The organism is Streptomyces sp. NPDC012769, from assembly GCF_042901205.1.
Taxonomy (GTDB): Bacteria; Actinomycetota; Actinomycetes; order Streptomycetales; family Streptomycetaceae; genus Streptomyces.
Genome location: NZ_JBIBCP010000002.1, coordinates 860,923 through 886,856 on the forward strand (window position 1 = coordinate 860,923; position 25,934 = coordinate 886,856).

The following is a 25,934-nucleotide window of genomic DNA, read 5'->3' on the forward strand; positions in this document are numbered from 1 at the left end:
GTCGATCTGTTCGAACTCCCGGGGGCACCGCACGGCGCGCGACTCCGGCAGGACACCGTCCGGGCGCCCGGCAGCGTGCGGCGGGGCGCCGGCCCACGCGCGGGGTGAGGGCCCAGGCCCCGTCCCCCGCACCTAGTCGCCGTTGCCGTCCCCGCCGTTGCGGCCCTTGCGGTCGGCCCGTTGGGTCGCGCGGGCCGCGTCGGCGGCGGCCAGGGTGGCTCGGGACACGGCGCGGGTCCAGCGGGGGCCGCCGCGGGCGGCCCAGACGACGCAAGAGCAGCCCGCGACGACGAGGGCGAGGATGCCGGAGAGGATGAGCAGGGTCATGGGGGTCCCCCTTCGCTGGTGGTCGGCCCCATCGTCTCAGGCCGAGGTGTCCAGGAGTCGGCGGCAGCGGGCCAGATAGCCGTCGAGGGCCAGCTCGAAGGATGCGTCCGAGCGGCCGCCGGCGACCGCGGCCAGGGCGGCGGCCAGGCGCGGGGTGGCCGTCTCGTCGGCGAGCTCCCACATCATCTCGGGGGCCGCCATGTCGAGGGCCGACCCGAGGACCAGGTTCTCCAGGCCGATGATCACCGGCATGACGTCCGCGAGCCGGAAGCCCGCCGCCAGGAGCCGGACGACGGCCTTCTCGTACTGCAGGAGGACCTTCTGCGCGCGCACCGGCGACGTGGTCAGGAGCGGGATCGCGCGCGGATGGGCGGCGAAGGCGGCCCGGTAGGAGCGGGCCCACGCCGCCATGGCCGCGTCCCACGGCTCCCGGTCGAGCGCGGCGTCGTCGATGGCGTCGCAGACCCGCTCGCGCAGCAGCTCCACGATGCCGTCCCGGCCGTCCACATGGTGGTACACCGAGGCCGTCTGCGCCCCCAGTCGCCGCGCGATCTGCGGGACGCTGAAGTCGCCCTGCTCGTCGACGAGTTGAAGCGCCGTGGTGGTGATGCGCTCCCGGTCGAGGAGGGGCGTGCGCGGCCGGCCCATGCAGGTCTTCTCCCAGTTCAGGTCTTCCCGAATCGTCGGACCCGAGGCTACATTGCGCCACACCAGTCAACCGAAAGGCTTTAGGTTTTCGTTTCCCCGTCCCTCCAGAAGGGCTTCTCCCCGCATGTCCTCCAGCAGTTCCACCGCCCCCGACGAGCCACCCGGCCTGCGCACCGGCACCCTCTCCACCGCCGACATCTCCTTCTTCGTCGTCTCTGCGGCCGCCCCGCTCACCGTCATGGCCGGCGTCGCCCCCATCGCCCTCGTCCTCGGCGGCATCGGCGCCCCCGCCGGCTACCTCCTCGCCGGCATCACCCTCGCGATCTTCGCCGTCGGCTTCACCGCCATGAGCCGCCACGTCCGCAGCGCCGGCGCCTTCTACGCGTACATCACCCGCGGCCTCGGCAAGCCGCTCGGCATCGCCGCCGCCCTCATCGCGATGGTCGGCTACAACGGCATGGAGATCGGCGTCTACGGACTCCTCGGCTCCGCCACCGCCGACACCACCCACGCCCTCGTCGGCACCGACCTGCCCTGGCTGCCGATCGCCCTCGCCGGACTGCTGGTCATCTGGTACGGCGGCTACCGCTCCATCGACTTCGGCGCCAAGGTCCTCGGCGTCCTGCTCGTCGCCGAGACCGGCATCCTCGTGCTCCTCGCCGGCGGCGTCCTGCTCGACGGCGGCGCGGACGGGCTCTCCCTCTCCTCCTTCGCCCCCGGCAACGTGCTGGTGCCCGGCACCGCGGCCGTCCTCGCCTTCGCCTTCTCGGCCTTCACCGGCTTCGAGTCGACCGTGATCTACCGCCGCGAGGCCCGCGACCCCGCCCGCACCATCCCCCGCGCCACCTACATCGCGGTCGGCTTCCTCGGGCTCTTCTACGCCTTCGTCGTCTGGACCGTCATCCAGGCCTTCGGCGACGACAAGGTCGTCGAGGCCGCCGCGGCCGACACCGGCGGCCTCTTCTTCGCCGCCATCACCACCTACGTCGGCAGCTGGGCCGCCGACCTGATGCACGTCTTCATCGTGACCAGCATCATCGCCTCGCTGCTCGCCTTCCACAACGCAATCAACCGCTACGCCCTCGCCCTCGCCGAGGAGGGCGTCCTGCCCGCCGCCCTCGGCCGGATCCACCCCCGCCACCGCTCCCCGTACGTCGCCGGGCTCGCCCAGACCGTGCTCGGCGCCGTCGTGGTCCTCGGCTTCGCGGCCGCCGGCGCCGACCCGTACACCCAGCTGCTGCTCTGGGTGAACACCCCCGGCATGCTCGGCCTGATGGCGCTGATGCTGCTCGCCGCGCTCGCCGTCGTCCGCTACTTCCGGCGCGTCCCGCACCGGGAGGGCGCCCTGCGCACCCTCGTCGCCCCGGTCACCGCCGCCGTGCTGCTCGCCGTCGCGCTGTGGCTGGTCACCAGCAAGGTCGCGCTGTTCACCGGCGCCTCGCCCACCGTCAACACGGTCCTCGTCTCCGTCGTCCCCGCCGTCCTCGTCCTCGGGCTCCTGCTCGCCGCCCGGCTGCGCCGCACCCGCCCCGAGGTCTACGCCAACTTCGCCGCCGAGCCCGTCGCAGCGCCCACGCCCTCCGGAGACACCCCGTGCCCAACCTCCGTCCCGACCTCGTCCTCCTCAACGCCCGCCTCCGCACCCCCGAGCTCTCCCGGCACACGGCCGTCGCCGTCCACGGCGGACTGATCACCGCCCTCGGCGACGACACCGACGCCCGCGCCTGGCGCGGCCCCCGCACCGAGGTCGTCGACCTCGCCGGTGCCACCCTCACCCCCGGACTCACCGACGCCCACAGCCACCCCGTGTGGGGCCTGGAGATGTTCACCGGCACCGATCTGTCCGCCGTCACCGACCTCGACGGACTGCGCGCCGCGCTCAGGGGCGCCGAGCGCCGCGACGGCTGGGTCCTCGGCTTCGGCCTCGACCACAACGTCTTCGGCGGCCGGCCCGTCCACCGCGAGCTGATCGAGGACGCCCTCGGCGGCGCCCCCGCCTTCCTCCGGCTCTACGACGGGCACTCCGCCCTCGCCAGCGCCGCCGCGCTGCGGGCCGCCGGCATCGACGGTCCGCGGGCCTTCGCCCAGCGCTCCGAGGTGGTGTGCGACGCCGAGGGCCGCCCCACCGGGCACCTGAACGAGCACGCCGCCATGGACCTGATGACGCCCGTGCTGCCCGCGCAGCCCTACGCCGAGCGCCGTGACCGGCTCGTCGAGCTGCTGTCCGCCATGGCCGCCACCGGGCTCACCGGCGCCCATGTCATGGACCTCGGCGGCCACGACGTCCCCGGGCTGCTCGCCGCGATCGAGGCCGACGGCGACCTGCCGCTCCGGCTGCGCCTCGCCCCCTGGTGCATGCCCGGCGCGACCACCGAGGAGCTGGACGAGCTGGTCCGGCTCCAGGAGCGGGCCGGGCGGCTGTGGCGGATCGGCGGGGTCAAGTTCTTCATGGACGGCACCGTCGAGGGCGGCACCGCCTGGCTGGAGCACGCAGACTGCCACGGCCAGGGCACCGACGCCTTCTGGCCCGACCCGGCCGCGTACACCGCCGCCGTACGCCACCTCCACCGCGCGGGCGTCGGCACCGCCACCCACGCCATCGGCGACGCCGCCGTCCGGCACGTCCTCGACACCGTGGAGTCCCTCGGCGCCGGCCCGGGGCCCCGGCACCGGATCGAGCACATCGAGACCGTCCCCGACGACCAGCTCGGCCGCTTCGCCGCGCTCGGCGTGGTCGCCTCCATGCAGCCCCCGCACACCGCGTACACCCGTGCCGACCGCACCGACGAGTGGTCACGGCGGCTCGGCGAGGAGCGCGCCGAGCGGGCCTGGCGCTGCCGGGACCTCAGGGACGCAGGAGCGGCCCTGGCGCTCGGCTCGGACTGGCCCATCGCCCATCACGACGCCCGGCAGGTCCTCGCCACGGCTCAGGCCCCGCGCGGCGCCGCCTCGGGCCGGCCCGGGCTGACCGGTCTGATGGCCCTGGAGGGGATGACCACGCACGCGGCCCTCGCGGCGGGGGAGGAGCAGCGAGCGGGCCGTATCGCCCCGGGCCACCGGGCGGACCTCACCGCGTTCGCCGTCGACCCGGTCGACGCCCCGGCCGACGAGACCGCCGCCGCCCCGATCCGCCTCACCGTCGCCGGCGGCAGGATCACCTGGCGGAGCTGACCCGCTCCGGAGCGTTCCCGGTCTCCGCGGTCCGCTCGGCCTCCTCGGACCCGTCGCGGGGCGCCGCCGTCACCGTCACCGGCGGCGGCCCGCCTGCGGTGACCCCCTGGGTGGCCGAGACGGCCGGGGCCGCGGCCGGTTCCACCCGCTTGGGGAGGCGGTGCGGCCGCGAGCCGTACCAGACGTAGCTGACGGCGAAGCCGAAGGCCAGGCAGATCACGCCACCCACCGCGTCCAGCCAGAAGTGGTTGGCCGTGGCCACGATGACGACCAGGGTCGCCGCCGGGTAGACCAGGCCCAGGATCCGGGCCCAGGGCGCCTTGGCGAGCAGGAAGATGGTGACGCCGCACCACAGTGACCAGCCGATGTGCATCGACGGCATCGCCGCGTACTGGTTCGACATCTGCTTCAGGTTGCCCGAGGCCATCGAGCCCCAGGTGTGGTGCACGAGCACGGTGTCGATGAAGTTCTGGCCGTTCATGAGGCGCGGCGGGGCCAGCGGATACAGGTAGTAGCCGACCAGGGCCACACCGGTGGTGGCGAACAGGACCGTGCGGAACGCCGCGTAACGGCCCGGCTGCCAGCGGTACAGCCACACCAGCACACCGATGGTCACGATGAAGTGCAGCGTGGCGTAGTAGTAGTTCATCGACACGATCAGCCATGTCACCGAGTTCACGGCGTGGTTGACGGTGTGCTCGAAGGCAAGACCGAGGGAGTGCTCGGCCTGCCAGATCCAGTCCGCGTTCCTGAGCGCCTGGGCCTTCTGCTCGGGGACCGCGTTGCGGATGAGCGAATAGGTCCAGTAGCTGACGGCGATGAGCAGGATCTCGAACCAGATCCGCGGCTGCCGGGGCGCGCGGACGCGCAGCCGCGCCCAGCCGCCGCCGGCCACGATGGGTGACGACGGGGTCGTCCGACGTTCCGAGGTCTTCACGGTCGTTTCACCCATAGGTCGAGAGTCTGCCAGATCCCGTCCCCTCGACCGATCATCCCTCGGTCGGGTACGGGGCGCACCCGGTCCGCCTTAAGGCGTAGGGGGTGCCGTAGGGGCGGAGGCGGTCGAGCCGCGCACCACGAGTTCGGGCATGAACACGAACTCGCTGTGCGGGGCGGGCGTGCCGCCGACCTCCTCCAGGAGGGCCCGTACCGCCGCCTGCCCCATCGCCTGCACCGGCTGCCGGATGGTGGTCAGCGGCGGATCGGTGAAGGCTATGAGGGGGGAGTCGTCGAAGCCGACGACGGAGACGTCCTTCGGCACCTGCAGGCCCTGCTGCCGGGCGGCCCGGATCGCGCCGAGCGCCATCATGTCGCTGGCGCAGACGATCGCGGTGCAGCCCTTGGCGATGAGCGCGGCGGCGGCGGCCTGGCCGCCCTCCAGGGTGTAGAGGGAGTGCTGGATCAGCTCCTCGGCCTCCTCGGGGGTGAGCCCGAGCCGCTCCTGCATGCCCTTGCGGAAGCCCTCGATCTTGCGCAGCACCGGCACGAAGCGCTTGGGGCCGACGGCGAGGCCGATCCGGGTGTGGCCGAGCGACGCCAGGTGCGTCACGGCGAGCACCATCGCGGCCCGGTCGTCGGGGGAGACGAAGGGGGCCTGCACCTTGGGCGAGAAGCCGTTGATGAGGACGTACGGGACGCCCTTGCCGCGCAGCTGGTCGTAGCGGGTGGTGTCGGCGGTGGTGTCGGCGTGCAGTCCGGAGACGTAGATGATCCCGGAGACGCCGCGCTCCACCAGCATGTCGGTGAGCTCGTCCTCCGTGGACCCGCCGGGGGTCTGGGTGGCGAGCACGGGCGTGTACCCCTGCCGGGTGAGGGCCTGCCCGATGACCTGCGCGAGCGCGGGGAAGATCGGGTTGTCCAGCTCGGGGGTTATGAGGCCGACGAGGCCGGCGCTGCGCTGGCGCAGCCGGACCGGGCGCTCGTAGCCGAGCACGTCGAGTGCGGCGAGCACGGATTCACGGGTGGCCGCGGCCACACCGGGCTTGCCGTTGAGCACGCGGCTGACTGTGGCTTCACTGACCCCCGCCTGGGCTGCGATGTCGGCGAGCCGCGCGGTCATGGGAGTGGACTGTACCGGTCAGGCGTCCAATTGCCCACCGAACGCGGTTTCCGGCCGTCTTCGACGGGCTTGCGCAAGTTCTTGCAAGAGGAGATGCCGCCCTGTGGCTGTCAAGCGGCGCGTCGGCAACCTTCGGGACACGTGGATGTAACGATCCCCGGGTCTTGCAGAAATTTCCCGCAAGGTCTTTCGGCTCGTTTTCATCCCTGTTACGTTCCTGCCAACCCGGCGCGCCGCGAGGGAGCGGTCGCATGAGGAAGGTTCCAGCCCCTCGTTCTCACCGGGACCATTTGAAGGAGTTCACATGCGGCGTGGCATAGCGGCCACCGCGCTGGTCGCGGCCCTGGGCGTGACCCTGGCGGCGTGCGGAAGCGACAACGGATCCACCGGCGGCGGCACGAAGGGCTCGGGCGAGCTCTCCGGCACGGTCACCTGGTGGGACACCTCCACGGTCGGCTCCGAGGACAAGGTCTTCAAGAAGATCGCCGAGGACTTCACCAAGAAGCACCCCAAGGTGAAGATCAAGTACGTCAACGTGCCGTTCGGCGACGCCCAGAACAAATTCAAGAACGCGGCCCAGTCCGGCTCCGGCGCCCCCGACGTGATCCGCGCCGAGGTCGCCTGGACCCCGGACTTCGCGAACCTCGGTTACCTCGCGCCGCTGGACGGCACCGCCGCCCTGAAGGACGAGGACGACTTCCTCAAGCAGGCCGCCGCCTCCACCAAGTACAACGGCAAGACCTACGCCGTGCCGCAGGTCATCGACTCCATGGGCATCTTCTACAACAAGAAGATCTTCAAGGACGCCGGTGTCGAGGTCCCCAAGACCATCGACGAGCTCAAGTCGGTCTCCGCCAAGATCAAGCAGAAGACCGGCAAGACCGGCCTCTACCTGCGCGGCGACGACGCCTACTGGTTCCTGTCCTTCCTGTACGGCGAGGGCGGCGACCTGGTCAACGCCGACACCAAGACGGTCACGATCGACAACGCCGCCGGCGTCAAGGCCATGAAGACCGTCAAGGACCTGGTGGACTCCAAGGCCGCGATCACCGACGCGACCAACGGCTGGGACAACATGCAGGCCGCCTTCAAGGACGGCAAGGTCGCGATGATGATCAACGGCCCGTGGGCCGTCGCCGACACCTACACCGGCAAGGAGTTCGCCGACAAGGCGAACCTCGGCATCGCCCCGGTCCCGGCCGGCTCGGCCGGCCAGGGCGCCCCGCAGGGCGGTCACAACCTCGCCGTCTACGCCGGCTCCAAGAACCTGGACGCCTCCTACGCCTTCGTCGAGTACATGAGCTCGCCCGAGGTCCAGGCCCAGTTCGCCAAGGAGCTCAGCCTGCTGCCGACCCGTACGTCGGTCTACGGCAAGTCCGAGGTGGCCATGAACCCGATGATCACCTTCTTCAAGCCGGTCGTCGACAAGGCCGTCGAGCGCCCCTGGATCCCGGAGACCGGCAGCCTCTTCGCCCCGCTGGTCACCGAGTACACCAAGGTCCTCACCAACCAGGCCACCCCGGAGCAGGGAGCGAAGACGGCGGGCGACTCCTACCGCAAGCTCCTGAAGGACTGGAAGTAACACGGAAGCGGGAAGGAAGGCAGACCGGCTGATGGCTGTGGACACCAGCAGCCAGTCGGTGGCGAAGGCCGCGGGCGAGGACATCGCCCGCGGCCGGAGCCGCGGAACTGGCCACCGGCGGGGACCGGTGAAGCGCTCTCTCTCCACTCACTGGTACGCCTGGGCGATGGTCGCCCCGGTGGTGATCGTGATCGGCGTGATCATCGGATACCCGTTGGTCCGCGGCATCTGGCTGTCGCTCACCGACGCCAACGAACGCAACGTCGAGCGTTCCATCGGTGTCAACCACATTCCCGCGAGCTACGAGTTCGTCGGCCTCGACAACTACGCCGACGCCCTCACCGGAAGCCAGTTCCTCGGCACGCTCGGCTGGACGCTGGTGTGGACGGTCGCCTGTGTGTCGGTGACCTTCGCCCTCGGCCTCGGTCTCGCCAACATGCTCAACCGGCGGATCGCCGGCCGCTCCGTCTACCGGATGCTGCTCATCCTTCCCTGGGCCGTGCCCGGCTTCGTCTCGGTCTTCGCCTGGCGCTTCCTCTACGACGAGCGCCGCGGCATCCTCAACCAGCTGCTCGCCGGCGGCGGCATCGACGCCGTGCCGTGGCTCAACGACCCCACCTGGGCCAAGTTCTCGGTCATCGCCGTCAACGTCTGGCTCGGCGTGCCGTTCATGATGGTCGCCCTGCTCGGCGGTCTGCAGTCCATCCCCGGCGAGCTCTACGAGGCCGCCGAGATGGACGGCGCCGGCGCCTGGCAGCGCTTCCGGCACATCACCCTGCCCGGGCTGCGCTCGGTCTCCACGACGGTGATCCTGCTGAGCACCATCTGGACCTTCAACATGTTCCCGGTGATCTTCCTGCTCACCCGGGGCGGTCCCGGCGAGGCCACCCAGATCCTGGTGACCCAGGCGTACAAGTTCTCCTTCGAGATCAGCCCCCGCGACTACGCGCAGTCCTCCACCTGGGGCGTGCTGATCCTGATCCTCCTGATGGTCTTCGCCGCGGTCTACCGGCGGGTCCTCCGCAAGCAGGGAGAAGTCTGGTGACCACCGCAACCGCCCCCGCCCCGACCGGGAACCCGGCCCCCGCCCCGGTCCACGCCCCGCGCCGCGGCCGCCGCTCGCCGCTGGCCTCCGCCGGGCTGCACCTCACCCTGATCGTCGCCTCCGTGATCGCGGTCTTCCCGGTGCTGTGGGTCCTGCTGACCTCGCTCAAGCCGGCGAAGTTCGCCACCACCACGGACTTCGTGAAGGAGCCGACGCTCCAGAACTACACGAACCTGCTGAACGACACCCCGTTCCTCAGCTGGTTCGGCAACTCGCTGCTCGTCGCCGCCCTCACCACCGTGCTCGGCGTCTTCGTCTCCTCCACCACGGGCTACGCAGTCAGCCGCTTCCGCTTCCCCGGCAAGCGCGGACTGATGTGGACGCTGCTCATCACCCAGATGTTCCCGGTCGCCGTCCTCATCGTGCCGATCTACAACATCATGGCGTCGATGGGCCTGCTCAACACCGCGTCCGGCCTGGTCATCACCTACCTGACCATCGCCGTCCCGTTCTGCGCCTGGATGATGAAGGGCTTCTTCGACACCATCCCGAAGGAGATCGACGAGTCGGGCTACGTCGACGGCCTCAACCCCTTCGGCACCTTCTGGCGGCTGATCCTGCCGCTGGCCAAGCCGGGCATCGCGGTCACCGCCTTCTACTCCTTCATCACCGCCTGGAGCGAGGTCGCCTACGCCTCCGCCTTCATGGTCGGCGACGAGAACCTGACCCTCGCCGGCGGACTGCAGAAGTTCGTCAACCAGTACGGCGCCCAGTGGGGCCCGATGACCGCGGCCTCCGTGCTCATCGCGATCCCGGCCGCCCTGGTGTTCCTCTTCGCCCAGCGCCACCTGGTGACCGGCATGTCCGCCGGCGCCGTCAAGGGCTGAGCCCCCACCGGCCCCCGCAGCCGAGTCCGCGTACGAATGTCCTTACGAGACACAAGGAAGACATGACCCAGCACCTCGCCGCCCCCGCCGACGCCGCCCCCATCACCGGCACGCAGTCGGGCTGGTGGAGAGACGCGGTGATCTACCAGGTGTACCCGCGCAGCTTCGCCGACGGCAACGGCGACGGCATGGGCGACCTGGAGGGCATCCGCAGCCGGCTTCCGTACCTCAGGGAACTCGGCGTCGACGCCGTCTGGCTCTCCCCCTTCTACGCCTCCCCGCAGGCCGACGCCGGCTACGACGTCGCCGACTACCGGGCCATCGACCCCATGTTCGGCACGCTCCACGACGCCGACGCCGTCATCCGCGAGGCCCACGAACTGGGCCTGCGGATCATCGTCGACCTGGTCCCCAACCACTCCTCCGACCAGCACGAGTGGTTCCAGCGCGCCCTGCGCGAGGGCCCCGGCTCCCCGCTGCGCGAGCGCTACCACTTCCGCGCGGGCAAGGGGAAGAACGGCGAACTGCCGCCCAACGACTGGGAGTCCATCTTCGGCGGACCCGCCTGGACCCGCACCGAGAACCCGGACGGCACCCCCGGCGACTGGTACCTCCACCTCTTCGCGCCCGAGCAGCCCGACTTCAACTGGGAGCACCCGGCCGTCCGCGACGAGTTCCGCTCGATCCTGCGCTTCTGGCTCGACATGGGCGTCGACGGCTTCCGCGTCGACGTCGCCCACGGCCTGGTCAAGGCCGAAGGACTGCCCGACATCGGCGCGCACGACCAGCTCAAGCTGCTCGGCAACGACGTCATGCCCTTCTTCGACCAGGAAGGCGTCCACGAGATCTACCGCTCCTGGCGGAACGTCCTCTCCGAGTACGACGGGGAGCGCGTCCTCGTCGCCGAGGCCTGGACCCCGACCGTCGAGCGCACCGCGAACTACGTGCGCCCCGACGAGATGCACCAGGCCTTCAACTTCCAGTACCTGGGCACCCACTGGGACGCGACCGAGCTGCGGACCGTCATCGACGCCTCGCTCGCCGCGATGCGCCCGGTCGGCGCCCCCACCACCTGGGTGCTGTCCAACCACGACGTCACCCGGCACGCCACCCGCTTCGCCAACCCGGCGGGCCTCGGCACCCAGCTGCGCACCCCCGGCGACCGCGCGCTCGGGCTGCGCCGGGCCCGCGCCGCGACCCTGCTGATGCTGGCGCTGCCCGGCTCCGCCTACGTCTACCAGGGCGAGGAGCTCGGCCTGCCCGACGTCACCGACCTGCCCGACGAGGTCCGCCAGGACCCGTCGTTCTTCCGGGCCACCGGCCAGGACGGCTTCCGCGACGGCTGCCGGGTGCCGATCCCGTGGACCGTCGAGGGCGGCTCGTACGGCTTCGGAGCCGGCGGCTCCTGGCTGCCGCAGCCCGCCACCTGGGGAGAGCTGAGCGTCGAGGCGCAGACCGGCGACCCGACCTCCACCCTGGAGCTGTACCGCAGCGCGCTCGCCGTGCGCCGCGAGCGCCCCGAACTCGGTGCGGGCGAGTCCGTGGAGTGGCTGGAGGCACCCGAGGGTGTGCTCTCCTTCCGCCGCGACGGATTCGTCTGCACCGCCAACACCACCGGCCGGGCCATCACCGTCCCGCTGCCCGGCCGGCTGCTCCTCTCCTCCAGCGAGGAGATCCGGATCGTCGACGATGAGGCACTCGTGCCCGCCGACACCACCGCCTGGTGGGCGGTGTGACGATCCCCCTGCCGCGGGGCGCCGGAGGGGGCGCCCCGCGGCTCGCGGACATCGCGGCCCAGTCCGGGGTGAGCGAGGCCACCGTCAGCCGGGTCCTCAACGGCAAGGCGGGCGTGGCCGGCGCGACCCGGCACAAGGTGCTCGCCGCCCTCGACGTGCTGGGCTACGAGCGTCCGGTACGGCTCAGACGGCGCAGCGCGGGCCTGATCGGCCTGGTCGTGCCCGAGCTGACCAACCCCATCTTCCCGGCCTTCGCGCAGGTCATCGAGCAGGTCCTGGCCGGGCACGGCTACACGCCCGTGCTGTGCACCCAGATGCCGGGCGGCGCCACCGAGGACGAGCTGGTCGAGCAGCTGGTGGAGCGCGGGGTGTCCGGCATCCTCTTCCTGTCCGGGCTGCACGCGGACGCGAACGCCGACCCGGTCCGCTACACGCGGCTCGCCGCCCGCGGGGTGCCGTTCGTCCTCATCAACGGCTTCAACGAGCACGTCGACGCCAACTTCGTCTCGCCCGACGACCGGGCCGCGGCCCGGATGGCCGTACGACACCTGCTCGAACTCGGCCACGAGCGCATCGGGCTCGCCATCGGGCCGACCCGCTACGTCCCCTCGCGCCGCAAGGCCGAGGGCTTCGTCGCCGAGCTGCGCGAGCAGCTGGGCGTGGAGCGGGTGTGGGCCGAACGGTTCGTGCGGCCCACCCTGTTCGGGGTGGAGGGCGGGCACGCCGCCGCCGACCTGCTGCTCGCCGAGGGCTGCACCGGCATCGTCTGCGGCTCGGACCTGATGGCCCTCGGGGTGGTCAGGGCGGCCCGCGGGCGTGGCCTCGACGTGCCCGGGGACGTGTCGGTCGTCGGCTTCGACGACTCCCCGCTGATCGCGTTCACCGACCCGCCGCTGACGACCGTGCGCCAGCCGGTGCAGGCGATGGCGACGGCCGCGGTGGGCACGCTCCTGGAGGAGATCGAGGGAAACCCGGTCCAGCGCACGGAGTTCGTGTTCCAGCCGGAGCTGGTCGTGCGCGGTTCCACGGCCCAGCCGCCCCAGCCGGCCGTCTGACGGCCCGTCCGTTCGTAACTCCTTGCACAAGTCCTTGCATCGGGTTGTTTGAAGTATTGACCGCACGCCTGTACGCCCCTACGGTCGCGGCTGAAAACAGTTGCTGACGTTTTCGGCAACTTCTTGCGACAGGGACGTCGTACAGGAGGAAACATGGCAAGAAAGACCGTGGCCGCTGCACTCGCCCTTGTGGCAGGAGCCGCTGTGGCCGTCACGGCACCGCCCGCCGCGCAGGCCGCCGCCCCGGGCGCCAAGGACGTCACCGCCGTGATGTTCGAGTGGAACTTCGCCTCGGTGGCCAAGGCCTGCACGGACCAGCTGGGCCCCGCCGGCTACGGCTACGTGCAGGTCTCACCGCCCCAGGAACGCATCCAGGGCCCGCAGTGGTGGACCGCGTACCAGCCCGTCAGCTACAAGATCGCCGGCCCGCTGGGCGACCGCGCCGCCTTCAAGAGCATGGTCGACACCTGTCACGCCGCCGGCGTGAAGGTGGTCGCCGACACCGTCGTCAACCACATGGCGAACTCCTCGGGCACCGGAACGGGCGGGACCTCGTTCTCCAAGTACGACTACCCGGGCCTCTACTCCGGCGCCGACATGGACGACTGCCGCGCCGTCATCTCGAACTACCAGGACCGGGCCAACGTCCAGAACTGCGAGCTCGTCGGCCTGCCCGACCTCGACACCGGCGAGGACTGGGTGCGCGGCCGGATAGCCGCGTACATGAACGACCTGCTGAGCCTCGGCGTCGACGGCTTCCGCGTCGACGCCGCCAAGCACATGCCGGCCGCCGACCTGGCCAACATCAAGTCCCGGCTGACGAATCCTTCCGTCTACTGGAAGCAGGAGGCCATCCACGGCGCGGGCGAGGCCGTCTCGCCGAGCGAGTACCTCGGCAACGGCGACGTGCAGGAGTTCCGCTACGCCCGTGACCTCAAGCGGGTCCTGCAGAACGAGAAGCTCGCCTACCTCAAGAACTTCGGCGAGGCGTGGGGCCACATGCCCTCCGGCCAGTCCGGCGTCTTCGTCGACAACCACGACACCGAGCGCGGCGGCGACACCCTCTCCTACAAGGACGGCGCGAACTACACCCTCGCCTCCGTCTTCATGCTCGCCTGGCCCTACGGCTCCCCGGACGTCCACTCCGGCTACGAGTGGACCGACAAGGACGCCGGCGCCCCGAACAACCACCAGGTGAGCGCCTGCTACAGCAACGGCTGGAAGTGCCAGCACGCCTGGCGCGAGATCGCCTCCATGGTCGCCTTCCGCAACACCGCCCGCGGCCAGGGCGTCACCGACTGGTGGGACAACGGCAACAACGCGATCGCCTTCGGCCGCGGCAGCAAGGCCTACGTGGCCCTCAACCACGAGTCCTCCGCCCTGACCCGCACCTTCCAGACCTCGCTGCCCGCCGGTGCCTACTGCGACGTGCAGAGCAACAGGGCCGTGACGGTGAACGCGTCCGGCCAGTTCACGGCCACCCTCGGCGCGAACACCGCCCTCGCCCTGCACACCGGAGCCATGAACTGCGCCTCCCAGCCCGCGACGGCCGGGGCCTCCTTCAACGTCACCGCCACCACCTCGCCCGGCCAGAACATCCACGTCGTCGGCAACCGCCCCGAGCTCGGCAACTGGTCCACGACCGCCGCCCCCAAGCTCGACCCGGCCGCCTACCCCGTCTGGAAGCTCGCCGTCTCCCTGCCCGCCGGCACGGCCTTCGAGTACAAGTACATCCGCAAGGACGCCGCCGGGAACGTGACCTGGGAGTCCGGTGCCAACCGCACCGCGACCGTCCCCGCCTCCGGCCAGATCGTCCTGAACGACACCTTCCGCAACTGACGTCCCTCCCACCGCAAGGGCCGCCCCGCCGGGGCGGCCCTCTCTTCCCGTACCTCCTGGGAGCACCCCCGTGATACGCAAGAGAACGGCGGTCGCGATGGCCGCCGCCCTGTGCGCCGCCCTCGTGCCCGCCCTCCCCGCGACGGCCGCGCCGCGGCCCCCCGCCCCGCCCTCCGACCGCGCGCTCGCCGCCACCTCGGCCCGCCACGACCTGACCCGCGAGCAGTTCTACTTCGTGCTGCCCGACCGCTTCGCCAACGGCGACACCGGCAACGACCGCGGCGGCCTCACCGGCTCCCGCACGCAGACCGGCTTCGACCCGGGCGACAAGGGCTTCTACCAGGGCGGCGACCTCAAGGGCCTCACCCAGCGGCTCGACTACATCAAGGGCCTCGGCACCACCGCCATCTGGATGGCGCCGATCTTCAAGAACCGGCCCGTCCAGGGGGAGGGCAAGGACGCCTCCGCCGGCTACCACGGCTACTGGATCACCGACTTCACCCAGGTCGACCCGCACTTCGGCACCAACGAGGACCTGAGGAAGCTGATCGACGCCGCCCACGCCAAGGGCATGAAGGTCTTCTTCGACGTCATCACCAACCACACCGCCGACACCGTCGACTACGCCGAGAAGAAGTACGGCTACCGCCCCAAGGGCGCCTACCCCTACCTCGACACCAGCGGCCGCCCCTTCGACGACCGGACGGCCCCGCGGGCGAAGGTGGACGCGGACTCCTTCCCGTACACGCCCGTCGAGAAGGCGGACACCAAGGTCCCGGCCTGGCTCAACGATCCCACGATGTACCACAACCGGGGCGACTCCACCTGGGCCGGCGAATCCGCCGAGTACGGTGACTTCGTCGGCCTCGACGACCTGTGGACCGAGCGCCCCGAGGTCGTCGAGGGCATGAAGCGGATCTACGAGACGTGGGTCCGCGACTTCAAGATCGACGGCTTCCGCATCGACACCGTCAAGCACGTCGACCTGAACTTCTGGACCCAGTGGGCCACCGCCCTCGACGCCTACGCGAAGAAGCAGGGCCGCGAGGACTTCTTCATGTTCGGCGAGGTCTACTCCGCCGACACCACCGTCACCGCGCCCTACGTCACCCGGGGCCGGCTCGACGCCACCCTCGACTTCCCCTTCCAGGACGCCGCCCGCGCCTACGCCTCCCAGGGCGCCGGCGCCGACCGGCTCGCCCGCGTCTTCGCCGACGACTACAAGTACACCGCTCGCCATGCCAACGCCTACGAGCAGGTCACCTTCCTCGGCAACCACGACATGGGCCGCATCGGGACCTTCCTGAAGCAGGACCACCCGGACGCCTCCGACGCCGAACTGGTCCGGCGGGCCCGCCTCGCCAACGAGCTGATGTTCCTCTCCCGCGGCAACCCGGTGATCTACTACGGCGACGAGCAGGGCTTCACCGGCCCCGGCGGCGACAAGGACGCCCGCCAGACCCTCTTCGCCTCGAAGACCGCCGACTACCTCGACGACGACCAGCTCGGCACCGACCGCACCCATGCCTCCGACGCGTACGACCCCACGCACCCGATCTACCGGGCCGTCGCCGAACTGTCGAAGCTCACCAAGGCCCACCCGGCCCTGCGCGACGGCATCCAGCGCGAGCGCCTCGCCGAGGGCTCCGTCTACGCCTTCTCCCGTACGGACGCCGAGGCGAAGGTCGAGTACCTGGTCGCCACCAACAGCGCCACCGAGGCGAAGACCGTGACGGTCCCCGTCGACTCCGCGCACTTCCGCGGCCTCTACGGGACGCAGGGCACCGTCGCCGCGAAGGACGGCGAGGTCACCGTCACCGTCCCCGCCCTCTCCTCCCTCGTCCTCAAGGCCGACACCCCGCTCCCGGCCCCGGCCACCGCGCCCGCCGTCACGCTCAAGGCCCCGGCCGCCGGCGCCACCGGCACCGTGGAGATCTCCGCCGACGTCACCGGCGGCGGCCTGAACCGGGTCGTCTTCGCCGCCCAGGTCGGCGACGGCCGCTGGCAGACCCTCGGCACCGCCGACCACGCCCCCTACAAGGTCACCCAGCACGTGACCGCCCCCGCCGGCACCCCGCTGCGCTACAAGGCCGTCGTCGTCGTCGACGCCGCCGGCCGCACCGCGAGCAGCCTCGCCGCGACCACGGCCGGCGCGCCCCCGGCGCCCGAGAAGCCCGTCGCCGTCGAGCGCCCGTACGCGATCGTCCACTACAAGCGCGCGGACGGGAACTACGACGGCTGGAAGCTGAAGGCCGCCGGCCAGGAGACCGCCTTCAGCGGACGCGACGCCCACGGCGCCTTCGCCTGGGTCCGCGTCCCCGACGGCGCCTCCACCGTCCCGTACACCGTCGAGAAGGACGGCACCGCCGACGGCCCGCAGCGAAGCATCACCCTCGCCCGCACCGGCGAGGTCTGGATCACGCAGGGCCAGGACGGCCAGTCCGACACCGACCCCGCGCCCGCCCCGCAGGACAAGGGCAAGGTCGTCCTCCACTACCAGCGGACGGACGGCGACTACGACGGCTGGGGCCTGCACCTGTGGACCGGCGCCGCCCAGCCCACCGACTGGTCCAAGCCCCTCATGCCCGTACGGGTCGACTCCTACGGGGCCGTCTACGAGGTGCCGCTCGCCCAGGGCGCGACCTCCCTGTCGTACATCCTCCACAAGGGCGACCAGAAGGACCTGCCCACCGACCAGTCCCTCGACCTCGCCACCCACGGCAACGAGGTGTGGCTGCTCGCCGGACAGCCGAAGTACCTCCTGCCCACCGCCGGCGGCACCCCGAACCTCGACCTCACCAAGGCCGAGGCCCAGTGGATCGACCGGAACACCGTCGTCTGGAAGGTGAAGGCCACCGACGCCACCAGCCAGCAGCTGGTGTACGCGGAGGACGGCGGCATCACCGTCACCGACGGCGCCCTCAGCGACGAGGGCCGCTGGCTGCGGCTCAACGCCACGGCGCTCGACCCCGCGCAGAAGGCGCGCTTCCCGCACCTCAGGGACTACCCGGCCTTCACCGTCGACCCGCGGGACGCCGACCGCGTCCGCGCCTCCCTGCGCGGCCAGCTGATCGCCACCCAGCGCGCCGCCAACGGCGCCCTGCTCGCCGCCACCGGCGTCCAGACCGCGGGCGTCCTCGACGACCTGTACGCGGCTGGCGCCACCAAGGCCGCCCTCGGCCCCGTCTTCCGCGCCGGCCGGCCCACCCTCTCCCTGTGGGCCCCCTCCGCCCGGTCCGTCGCCCTCGAACTCGACGGCAGGACCGTCCCCATGCGGCGCGACGACAGCTCCGGCGTCTGGTCCGTCACCGGTCCGAAGTCCTGGACCGGCAAGCCCTACCGCTATGTGGTGACGGTCTGGGCCCCCAGCGTCCAGAAGGTCGTCGTCAACAAGGTCACCGACCCGTACTCGACTGCCCTCACCACCGACTCCGCCCGCAGCCTCGCCGTCGACCTCACCGACCCCCGGCTCGCACCCCAGGGCTGGAAGACGCTGAAGAAGCCCGCCGCCGTGCCGCTGCGCGACGCCCAGATCCAGGAACTCCACGTCCGCGACTTCTCGATCGCCGACCCGACGGCGAAGGCGGACCACAAGGGCACCTACCTCGCCTTCACCGACAAGGACAGCAAGGGCTCGAAGCACCTCAAGGCCCTCGCCGACTCCGGCACCTCCTACGTCCACCTGCTCCCGGCCTTCGACATCGGCACCATCCCGGAGGACGAGGACGCGCGGACCGAACCCGCCTGTGACCTGAAGGTCCACGCCCCCGACTCCGAGGAGCAGCAGGCCTGCGTCGCCGCCGCGGCCGCCAAGGACGCCTACAACTGGGGCTACGACCCGCTGCACTACACCGTCCCCGAGGGCTCCTACGCCACCGACCCGAACGGCACCCGCCGCACGGTCGAGTTCCGGCAGATGGTCCAGGCCCTCAACGGCCAGGGCCTGCGCACCGTCATGGACGTGGTCTACAACCACACCGTCGCCGCCGGACAGTCCGACAAGTCCGTCCTCGACAAGATCGTGCCCGGCTACTACCAGCGCCTCCAGGCCGACGGCTCCGTCGCCACCTCCACCTGCTGCGCCAACACCGCGCCCGAGAACGCGATGATGGGCAAGCTGGTCGTCGACTCGGTCGTCACCTGGGCCAAGGAGTACAAGGTCGACGGCTTCCGCTTCGACCTCATGGGCCACCACCCCAAGGACAACATCCTCGCCGTGCGGGCCGCCCTGGACGCGCTGACCGTCGAGAAGGACGGCGTCGACGGCAAGGCGATCGTCCTCTACGGCGAGGGCTGGAACTTCGGCGAGATCGCCGACGACGCCCGCTTCGTCCAGGCCACCCAGAAGAACATGGCCGGCACCGGCATCGCGACCTTCTCCGACCGGGCCCGCGACGCCGTCCGCGGCGGCGGCCCCTTCGACGAGGACCCCCGCGTCCAGGGCTTCGCCTCCGGCCTGTTCACCGACCCCAACACCTCGGCCGCCAACGGCTCCCCGGAGCAGCAGAAGGCCCGGCTCCTGCACTACCAGGACCTCATCAAGGTCGGACTCTCCGGCAACCTCGCCTCCTACACCTTCACCGACACCTCCGGGCGTACGGTCAAGGGCTCCGAGGTCGACTACAACGGGGCCCCGGCCGGCTACGCCGCCGCCCCCGGAGACGCCCTCGCCTACGCCGACGCCCACGACAACGAGACCCTGTACGACGCCCTCGCCTTCAAGCTGCCGGCCGACACGTCCGCGGCCGACCGGGCCCGCATGCAGGTCCTCGCGATGGCGACGGCCACCCTCTCGCAGGGCCCGGCGCTCTCCCAGGCAGGCAGCGACCTGCTCCGCTCCAAGTCCCTCGACCGCAACTCGTACGACAGCGGCGACTGGTTCAACGCCATCCACTGGGACTGCCGCGACGGCAACGGCTTCGGCCGCGGACTGCCCCCGGCCGCCGACAACAAGGCCAAGTGGGCGTACGGCAAGCCCCTGCTCACCGACCCCGACCTCACCGTCGGCTGCGCCGAGATCGACGGCGCCTCCGCCGCCTACCGGGACCTGCAGAAGATCCGTACCACCGAGCCGGTCTTCTCCCTCGCCACGGCCGCGCGGGTCCAGGACGCCCTGTCCTTCCCGCTGTCCGGCCGCGACGAGACCCCGGGCGTGATCACCATGCGCCTGGGCGACCTGGTCGTCGTCTTCAACGCCACCCCGCAGGGGCAGCGGCAGACGGTCGGCGCCCTGGCCGGGAAGGGCTACCGCCTCCACCCCGTCCAGGCGAACGGCTCCGACGCGACGGTGAAGTCCGCCGCCTACGAGACGGCCTCGGGCACCTTCACGGTCCCGGCCCGCACGGTGGCGGTCTTCACCACCCGCTAGCGGGCTTCGGCCGGCAGGCCCTGGTGCGAGGGTGTCCCCCTCACACCAGGGCCTTCTCCATCAGCGTCACCGCGTAGTGCCGGCCGTCCGCGGCCACCTTGTCGAGCCGCTCGACGACCGCCGCGTACCCGGCGCCCTCGTAGTACGTCCGCAGCCGGGGGTCACGCGCCTCGCAGTCCAGCCGGGCCAGCGCCCGGCCCGTGGCCGCGATCCGCTCCTCCGCGTGCGCGAGCAGCACCCGCCCGGTGCCGGCCGGCGCCGCCTCCCGGTCGGCCATCAGCCGGTGCACATAGCCCGCCACCGGCGGCTGCGGCCCCCAGACCGAGGCGTCCTCCCACCACAGCTCGTAGGCGCCGACCGTCCGCTCGCCGTGCAGGGCCAGCCACACCTCGCCCTCGGCGATCCGCGCGCGGAAGTGCTCCGGCCCCCGGGCCCCCGGCCGCCACTGGTCGATGCCCTGGCGCAGCATCCACCGCGCCACACCGTCGTGCAGCCGCACCAAGGTGTCGAGATCGCCGTCGTCCGCCTGCCGGAAGGTCACTTGTGTCGTCATGACGATCACCGTAAGGCTGTGGCCAGACATCCGGACCACCAGGAGCGACCCATGCCCCAGATCACCGTCGACTACTCCGCACCCCTCGACCGGCGCGGCTTCGCGCTCGCCCTCCACCCGCTCGTCGTCGAGACGGTCGACGCGAGCCTCGACGCCTGCAAGACCCGCTTCCGCGAGGTCGAGGAGCTCGTCGTCGGCGACGGCGCCACGGACGACGCCGTCGTCCACGTGGAGATCGCGCTCCTCGCCGGCCGGACCGACGAGGCCAAGGCGCGGCTCGCCCGGGCCGTGATCGACCTGGTGCCCGCCCACCTCAAGGAGCAGGACGGCGTCCGGATCTCCGCCGAGGTCCGGGACCTCGACCCCTCCTACGCCAAGCGCTGACCCGGCACCCGCGGCACGAGGGCGACGAGCCGGGCCACCAGATCGCCGAACGGGCCGTCGGCCGGCTCGTCGGCCAGGATGCCGACCAGGATCTCCGCCATCTCCGCGTCGTACGCGGCGCTCACCGCCGCCAGCGCCGCGAAGTCGTGCACGAGCTGCAACTCCAGCTCCGCGCGCGGCACCCGGCGGCCGTCCAGCCACAGCAGCGCCGTCGACTCGGCCAGCGACACCCAGGAGCGGACGACCAGTTCGAGCCGCGCGGACGGCTCCTCGACCTCCAGATGGGCCAGGATCTGCTCGTAGGCGGCCTGCCGCACCTCGTCGATCATCGCGTTGGTGGTGGAGGAGCCGACCGCCGGGCCGCCGCGCATCAGCGCCGCGAAGCCCGGCCCGTGGTCGTCGACGAAGTCGAAGAACCGGCCCATCACCCGCAGCAGACGCGCCCCGAGCGGGCCCTCGGGCGGTTCCAGGAAACGAGCGGCCAGCTCATCGGCCGCCCGGCGCAGCGCCGCCTCGTACAGGGACTGCTTGCCGGGGAAGTAGTGGTAGACCAGCGGCCGGGAGATGCCCGCGGCGGCGGCGATCTCGTCGATGGAGACCTCGTCGGGGGAGCGATGGCTGAACAGCTCCAGGGCCACCCCGATCAACTGCCGCTTGCGCTCCTCGACGCCCATCCTGCGGCGTACCCCGGTCGTCATGCGAACAGCCTAACGGGAGTCCGTTACGCTCCCGGCACATGAGTGCTTCTGAGCAGGACATCCCGGAGACCGAGGCGGACGCGTCGACCAGGGCGGGGACCGAAGCCGGGACGGACGCGGGGACGGAGTTCTCGACTGACGCCGGGACGGAGGCCGACGAGCTGGCCGAGCGCACCGGCCTCACGCCCCGGCAGGCCCGGCTGCTGCGCGTCGTTGTCGGCGCGGTCCTGCTCGTGGTGATGGGCGTGGTCCTCGCGGTCCGGCTGGCGGCCCACACCTCCGTCCTCGTCGTCGGCGTGTACGGACTCGCCATGATCCTGTGCGGAGTCGTGATCGAGCTCTCCCGCAACGGCCGTACCCGCCTTGCCACCTGGCTCCTGGCGGGCGGCCTCCTCACGGCCCTGGCCCTGGACTGGCTGGTCCTCCCTTAGGGCCCCAGAGCTCTTCCTACAGATCCAGGACGAGCCGCTCGCCCGCGCACCGCGAGACGCAGATCAGCATGGAGTCCGTCCGCTCGGCGTCGGTGAGCAGCTCGTCGCGGTGGTCGATCTCGCCCTCCAGGACGTGCTGTCGGCAGGTCCCGCAGAAGCCCTGCCGACAGGAGTAGAGGACGCCCGGCACCGCCTCGCGGACCGCCGAAAGCACCGACTGGTCGGCCGCCACCGTCAACGTCCGGCCGGTGCGCCGCAGTTCGACCTCGAAGGGCGCGCCGCCCTCGGTCCTGGCGGCCGAGAAGCGCTCCAGGTGCGGCACCCGGCCCTCCGGCAGAGCGGCACTCACGGCGTCCATCAGCCCCTCGGGGCCGCAGCAGTAGACGGCCGTCTCGGCGGGGGTCCCGTTGAGGAAGGACAGGTCGGGCCGGCCGTCCTCGTCCTCGGCGACGACGGTCGTCCGCCCCGGCCCCAGCTTCTCCACCTCGTCGAGATACGGCATGGTGGCGCGGCTGCGCCCGCAGTACAGCAGCCGCCAGTCGGCCCCGGCCGCCTCCGCGGCGCGCACCATCGACAGGACCGGTGTGATGCCGATGCCGCCGGCGACGAACACGTAGGCGGGTGCGGGGGCGAGCGGGAAGCGGTTGCGGGGGCCGCGGATCTCGACCTCCGTGCCCACGTGCAGCTGTTCGTGCACTTCGCGCGAGCCGCCCCGCCCGCCCGCCTCGGCCTCGATGAGGCGGGTGGCGATGGTGTACGCGTCACGGTCGGCCGGGTCGCCGCACAGCGAGTACTGCCGCACGGCCCCGGAGGGCAGGACGAGGTCGATGTGCGCGCCGGGCTGCCAGGCGGGCAGTCCGGTTGCCTCCAGGCGGAGTTGGACCACGCCGTCGGCGGGCTCGGTGCGCGCGGCGACGAGGACGCGCCGGGTGACGGTGGACTGCCGGCCGCGGCCGGAGACCGGCTCGTCGAGCGCGGGCATCGGCCACAGCGGCGAGGCGCTGATCCGGCGCCGCAGGGCCCGCTTGGCGAGCAGCGCGGCTCCGGCGACCAGGACGACGGTACGGAGTCGGGTGCCGCGCATCAGTGCCGGCCTCCGCCCGCGCCCGGGGAGCTCGCGAGGTAGGCGACGGCCTGCGCGGTGGAGCCCTCCTGCGAGGGGTGGTAGTCGCGGCTCAGGTAGCGGGGGATGGAGCGCAGCATGTCCGGCGTCGACGGCAGCACGCCCTCGCGCCCCTTGCGGACGAGCTGACCGACCGAGGGCTTGGCGCCGAGGAGCGTCGGGTCGTTCTCCATGAAGAAGCGGACCCCGCGCTGCCAGAGGAAGACGAGCGCGGTGAACGCGGTCGCCCAGGTGCGGGCGCGCCGCCGGTAGCCGCCGTCCAGGTGCAGGAACAGCTCGAAGGCGACCGAGCGGTGCTCGACCTCCTCGGCGCCGTGCCAGCGCAGCAGGTCGAGCATGACCGGGTCGGCGCCGACCCGGTCGAGCGCGTCGGCGTTGAGCACCCAGTTGCCGAGGAAGGCGGTGTAGTGCTCGATGGCGGCGATCAGCGCGACCCGCTCCATCAGCCACCACCGCCGCGCCCGGCCCGGGGGCAGCGTCCTGTCGCCGAGCAGCTTCTCGAAGAACCAGTCCACCTGCGCGGTGTACGGCGTGGGGTCGAGCCCCAGCTTCTTGAGGTGCGGCAGGACGTCGTCGTGGGCCTGGGAGTGGACCGCCTCCTGCCCGATGAACCCGATGACGTCCTGCCGCAGCCGCTCGTCCGTGATGTACGGCAGGACCTGCTTGTAGACGTGCACGAACCAGCGCTCGCCGGCCGGGAGGAGCAGGTGCAGCACGTTGATGGTGTGGGTGGTGAACGGGTCGCCGGGAACCCAGTGGAGCGGTGTCCCCTCCCAGTCGAAGGAGACCTTCCGGGCCTTGAGCTCGATGTGCTCCGACGCCACCGGTGCGGGCTGCGTATTAGACATGGCGTCAATGTACTGAGGGGTAGGCGAAGGGACCAGGGTCGTGCACGCCCCTTTTTCCGTTGGGGCCGTTGTGGGCATGCGTTCCGCTGGGGCCGAACGGGTGGGCACAACGAACGGCGCCCTTTGCCGGGCCTGGGCTCCCGCGCCTGTGCGGTGCCCCCGAGCGCGGCGCCTGGTGGTGCGGGCAGGTACCCGGGGTGGAGGCACCCGCGAGGTGCCGCCCCGTCACCGCAGGGCCCGCACCCGGGTCCCGTCCTTGAGCGTCCCGGACAGGTCCGCCCGACTCCCCGGCGCCGCCTGCACGGCGAGCAGATTCCCCTCGACGCGCTCCTTCACCCCGCCCGTGAGCGCCAGCGACGCGAAGTCCTCCGTCCCCGCCGCCAGCACGTACCACTGCCCGCTCTTCGCCTGCCACACCACTCCCGCCAGCACCCGCGGCTCCCGCACCCCGCAGGCCGGCGACCCGTCCGAGCGGGCGGCGATCGCCGCGGGGCCGGTCGCGCCCGGTGCGCGGAACAGGGCCAGGGCCCGGCTGCCCGTGCCCCGCCACGTCTCCGCACGCACGCACAGCCACCCCGCGCGCCCGGCGCCCTCGGGCAGCCGCTGGGTCGCGTACGCCCAGGAGTTCACCGTCCGCACCCCGTGCGAGCGCACCGCCGACAACTGGCAGGCCGCCCGTGCCCATTCCTCCCGCGCCGCCGCGCCCGTCACGTCCACGGGCCGGCCGGGCGGACCCGAGGTCAGTCGGGCCGGGGCCAGTTCGCCCAGGTCGGTCAGGAGCCGCGTGCCGGTCTCGTCCCGCACCTGGAGCACGCTCCAGCGCGTACAGCCCCGGGCCGTCGCCGGGCTCGGCACCGGCTCCGTCACCCCGTGCGCGTCGCGCGCCAGAACCCGCGGCTCCTTGTCCGGCAGCAGCAGGTCCCGTACCGCCGCCTCCTCCACCCAGGGCGCCGTCACATAGCGGACGTTGCCCGCCGCCCGGGAGACCACGAGCGCCGCCGAACCGACCGCGTCCGCCCCGTCCGTCCGCGCGAAGTCCAGCGCCGCGCCGCTCGTGCTCCCGACCGTCTCCGCGTACCGCACCACCCGCAGCCCGTCGAAGAACAGCACCACGCGCGCCGCGTCGACCCGCCCCGCGAACAGCAGCTGCGGCGAGCCCATCGGCGGCCCCGGCGGCGTCCCGGGCGTCGCCGAGGTCCGGACGGTCGGCCCCGGCCGCGCCCACACCGCGAGCGCCCGGCGCAGGAGTGCCGTGTCACCGGTGAGTTCGCCGCGGGCCGGCCACACCGAGAAGTCCGTACGGGACGAGACCTGTCGGCCGGTCGTGCCCACCCGCTTCAGGCCGTCCGGGTCGAGCGCCGCCTCAGCGGCCGGGTTACGGGCGTACGAGGGCGCCGCAGCACCGTTTCTGCCCCATCCGTCGCCCGGCAGCCCGAGCAGCGTCCCGCACACCACGACCGCCGCTGCCGCCGCGAGCGCGGCCCTGCCGTGCTGGCGGCGCCGCATCAGGTCCGTCGGCCGCGCCTGGAGCGAGCACGGATCGAACTCCGCCGACTCCAGGAGCACGTACTGCGCCTCGACCCCGTCCGCCTCCGCGAGCGCCGCCTCCGGGTCCTCGGCCCCGGCCGCCGCCAGCACCCGCAGCACCTCCGGGTCGCCCTGCCGCTCGAGGCCGCGCAGCACGTACGCCGCCCGGCCCGGCCCGGAGAGCGCGGAAAGCCGCTGGTCCAGGGCCAGTTCGTCAGCGCCGCCGGCCCGGGGGAAGAGCCGCAGCCCCCACACCTGCGGCAGCAGCGGCGGGAACTGCGCCCGCCGCCGCAGCGGCAGCCCGGCGACCAGCGCCTGCCGCAGCACCTCGCCCCGAACGTACGCGTACCCCGGGTCGACCGCGTCCTCCGCCCCCCGGCGCGCCCCGGCCACCGCGGCCGTGCGGCGCCGCGGCAGCGAACGCTGCACCAACGCGTGCGCGGTCAACACCCGCCGGTTGCGCCCCAGAGAGGGCGGCAGCACCAGATAGGCGATCCGCACGAGCCGCGGATAGTGCTCGACGAGCGCGGCCTCGGCCTGCTCGACATCGACCGGCCCTGGGGAGCCGGGGGCGGGGGCGAGTTCCTGGGTGCTCACGTTCAGCAGAACGAGCGAATGATGCGATGGTCACCCCGGTGGGGCCGGTCACCCGG

20 protein-coding genes are annotated in these 25,934 nt (G+C 72.1%); 11 read left to right on the forward strand and 9 right to left on the reverse strand.

Features of this window, described 5'->3' with window-relative positions:
- Window positions 1–132 precede the first annotated feature (132 nt).
- Both ACFY7C_RS12970 and ACFY7C_RS12975 read right to left on the reverse strand, forming a co-directional pair.
- Entirely contained in the window at window positions 133–327 is a 195-nt protein-coding gene (locus ACFY7C_RS12970; RefSeq protein ID WP_389648188.1) for a hypothetical protein, read from the reverse strand.
- Between the two features lie 36 nt (window positions 328–363).
- Window positions 364–975 carry a TetR/AcrR family transcriptional regulator gene (locus ACFY7C_RS12975; RefSeq protein ID WP_389648191.1) on the reverse strand — a complete coding sequence of 204 codons (612 nt, stop codon included), beginning with the start codon at window positions 973–975 and terminating at the stop codon, window positions 364–366.
- A gap of 124 nt (window positions 976–1,099) precedes the next feature.
- On the opposite strand from ACFY7C_RS12975, the gene ACFY7C_RS12980 reads away from it, so the two are divergent.
- Window positions 1,100–2,665 carry an APC family permease gene (locus ACFY7C_RS12980; RefSeq protein ID WP_389648194.1) on the forward strand — a complete coding sequence of 522 codons (1,566 nt, stop codon included), beginning with the start codon at window positions 1,100–1,102 and terminating at the stop codon, window positions 2,663–2,665.
- Entirely contained in the window at window positions 2,569–4,146 is a 1,578-nt protein-coding gene (locus ACFY7C_RS12985; RefSeq protein WP_389648197.1) for an amidohydrolase, read from the forward strand. The genes ACFY7C_RS12980 and ACFY7C_RS12985 overlap by 97 nt, the downstream gene beginning before the upstream one ends.
- On the opposite strand, the gene ACFY7C_RS12990 is transcribed toward ACFY7C_RS12985, so the two are convergent.
- Window positions 4,130–5,098, reverse strand: coding sequence for a phosphatase PAP2 family protein (locus ACFY7C_RS12990; RefSeq protein ID WP_389648200.1), 969 nt, complete (start codon window positions 5,096–5,098; stop codon window positions 4,130–4,132). The two genes, ACFY7C_RS12985 and ACFY7C_RS12990, sit on opposite strands and share 17 nt — an antisense overlap.
- A gap of 75 nt (window positions 5,099–5,173) precedes the next feature.
- Window positions 5,174–6,205, reverse strand: coding sequence for a LacI family DNA-binding transcriptional regulator (locus tag ACFY7C_RS12995; RefSeq protein ID WP_389648203.1), 1,032 nt, complete (start codon window positions 6,203–6,205; stop codon window positions 5,174–5,176).
- 304 nt (window positions 6,206–6,509) lie between these two features.
- Between ACFY7C_RS12995 and ACFY7C_RS13000 the strand changes: the two genes are divergently transcribed.
- From ACFY7C_RS13000 to pulA, 7 genes are all read left to right on the forward strand, one after another.
- Window positions 6,510–7,787, forward strand: a complete 1,278-nt coding sequence (locus ACFY7C_RS13000) for an extracellular solute-binding protein (protein WP_389648206.1) — start codon at window positions 6,510–6,512, stop codon at window positions 7,785–7,787.
- A 31-nt stretch (window positions 7,788–7,818) separates the two neighbouring features.
- Window positions 7,819–8,832, forward strand: coding sequence for a carbohydrate ABC transporter permease (locus ACFY7C_RS13005; RefSeq protein ID WP_389648209.1), 1,014 nt, complete (start codon window positions 7,819–7,821; stop codon window positions 8,830–8,832).
- The gene (locus ACFY7C_RS13010) at window positions 8,829–9,719 is read left to right on the forward strand and encodes a sugar ABC transporter permease (protein WP_389648212.1); all 891 of its coding nucleotides are present in this window, start codon (window positions 8,829–8,831) and stop codon (window positions 9,717–9,719) included. Before ACFY7C_RS13005 ends, ACFY7C_RS13010 begins: the two co-directional genes overlap by 4 nt.
- A gap of 62 nt (window positions 9,720–9,781) precedes the next feature.
- A complete protein-coding gene (locus tag ACFY7C_RS13015; RefSeq protein ID WP_389648215.1) occupies window positions 9,782–11,455 on the forward strand; it encodes a glycoside hydrolase family 13 protein in 1,674 nt (557 codons plus the stop codon).
- Window positions 11,443–12,510, forward strand: a complete 1,068-nt coding sequence (locus ACFY7C_RS13020) for a LacI family DNA-binding transcriptional regulator (RefSeq protein WP_389648218.1) — start codon at window positions 11,443–11,445, stop codon at window positions 12,508–12,510. Before ACFY7C_RS13015 ends, ACFY7C_RS13020 begins: the two co-directional genes overlap by 13 nt.
- A gap of 153 nt (window positions 12,511–12,663) precedes the next feature.
- Entirely contained in the window at window positions 12,664–14,349 is a 1,686-nt protein-coding gene (locus ACFY7C_RS13025; protein WP_389648221.1) for a carbohydrate-binding module family 20 domain-containing protein, read from the forward strand.
- A 97-nt stretch (window positions 14,350–14,446) separates the two neighbouring features.
- The gene (gene pulA, locus ACFY7C_RS13030) at window positions 14,447–19,717 is read left to right on the forward strand and encodes a pullulanase-type alpha-1,6-glucosidase (protein ID WP_389649504.1); all 5,271 of its coding nucleotides are present in this window, start codon (window positions 14,447–14,449) and stop codon (window positions 19,715–19,717) included.
- A 40-nt stretch (window positions 19,718–19,757) separates the two neighbouring features.
- Here pulA and ACFY7C_RS13035 read toward each other — a convergent pair whose 3' ends face one another.
- Window positions 19,758–20,270 carry a GNAT family N-acetyltransferase gene (locus ACFY7C_RS13035; protein ID WP_389648224.1) on the reverse strand — a complete coding sequence of 171 codons (513 nt, stop codon included), beginning with the start codon at window positions 20,268–20,270 and terminating at the stop codon, window positions 19,758–19,760.
- 51 nt (window positions 20,271–20,321) lie between these two features.
- On the opposite strand from ACFY7C_RS13035, the gene ACFY7C_RS13040 reads away from it, so the two are divergent.
- On the forward strand, window positions 20,322–20,654 hold the full coding sequence (locus ACFY7C_RS13040; RefSeq protein ID WP_389648226.1) for a 5-carboxymethyl-2-hydroxymuconate Delta-isomerase: 333 nt from the start codon (window positions 20,322–20,324) through the stop codon (window positions 20,652–20,654).
- On the opposite strand, the gene ACFY7C_RS13045 is transcribed toward ACFY7C_RS13040, so the two are convergent.
- Window positions 20,639–21,352 (reverse strand): TetR/AcrR family transcriptional regulator, encoded by a 714-nt coding sequence (locus ACFY7C_RS13045; RefSeq protein ID WP_389648229.1) that lies wholly within the window; start codon window positions 21,350–21,352, stop codon window positions 20,639–20,641. The genes ACFY7C_RS13040 and ACFY7C_RS13045 overlap by 16 nt on opposite strands.
- Before the next feature lie 38 nt (window positions 21,353–21,390).
- On the opposite strand from ACFY7C_RS13045, the gene ACFY7C_RS13050 reads away from it, so the two are divergent.
- Window positions 21,391–21,783, forward strand: coding sequence for a hypothetical protein (locus tag ACFY7C_RS13050; protein ID WP_389648232.1), 393 nt, complete (start codon window positions 21,391–21,393; stop codon window positions 21,781–21,783).
- A 16-nt stretch (window positions 21,784–21,799) separates the two neighbouring features.
- Here the strand turns inward: ACFY7C_RS13050 and ACFY7C_RS13055 are convergent, their stop codons facing one another.
- The 3 genes from ACFY7C_RS13055 to ACFY7C_RS13065 all read right to left on the reverse strand — a co-directional run bounded on the left by ACFY7C_RS13055 (window position 21,800) and on the right by ACFY7C_RS13065 (window position 25,878).
- Window positions 21,800–22,867 (reverse strand): PDR/VanB family oxidoreductase, encoded by a 1,068-nt coding sequence (locus ACFY7C_RS13055; RefSeq protein ID WP_389648235.1) that lies wholly within the window; start codon window positions 22,865–22,867, stop codon window positions 21,800–21,802.
- Window positions 22,867–23,754 (reverse strand): metal-dependent hydrolase, encoded by an 888-nt coding sequence (locus ACFY7C_RS13060; protein ID WP_389648237.1) that lies wholly within the window; start codon window positions 23,752–23,754, stop codon window positions 22,867–22,869. The genes ACFY7C_RS13055 and ACFY7C_RS13060 overlap by 1 nt, the downstream gene beginning before the upstream one ends.
- Before the next feature lie 225 nt (window positions 23,755–23,979).
- A complete protein-coding gene (locus ACFY7C_RS13065; RefSeq protein ID WP_389648240.1) occupies window positions 23,980–25,878 on the reverse strand; it encodes a hypothetical protein in 1,899 nt (632 codons plus the stop codon).
- Between the last annotated feature and the right edge of the window lie 56 nt (window positions 25,879–25,934).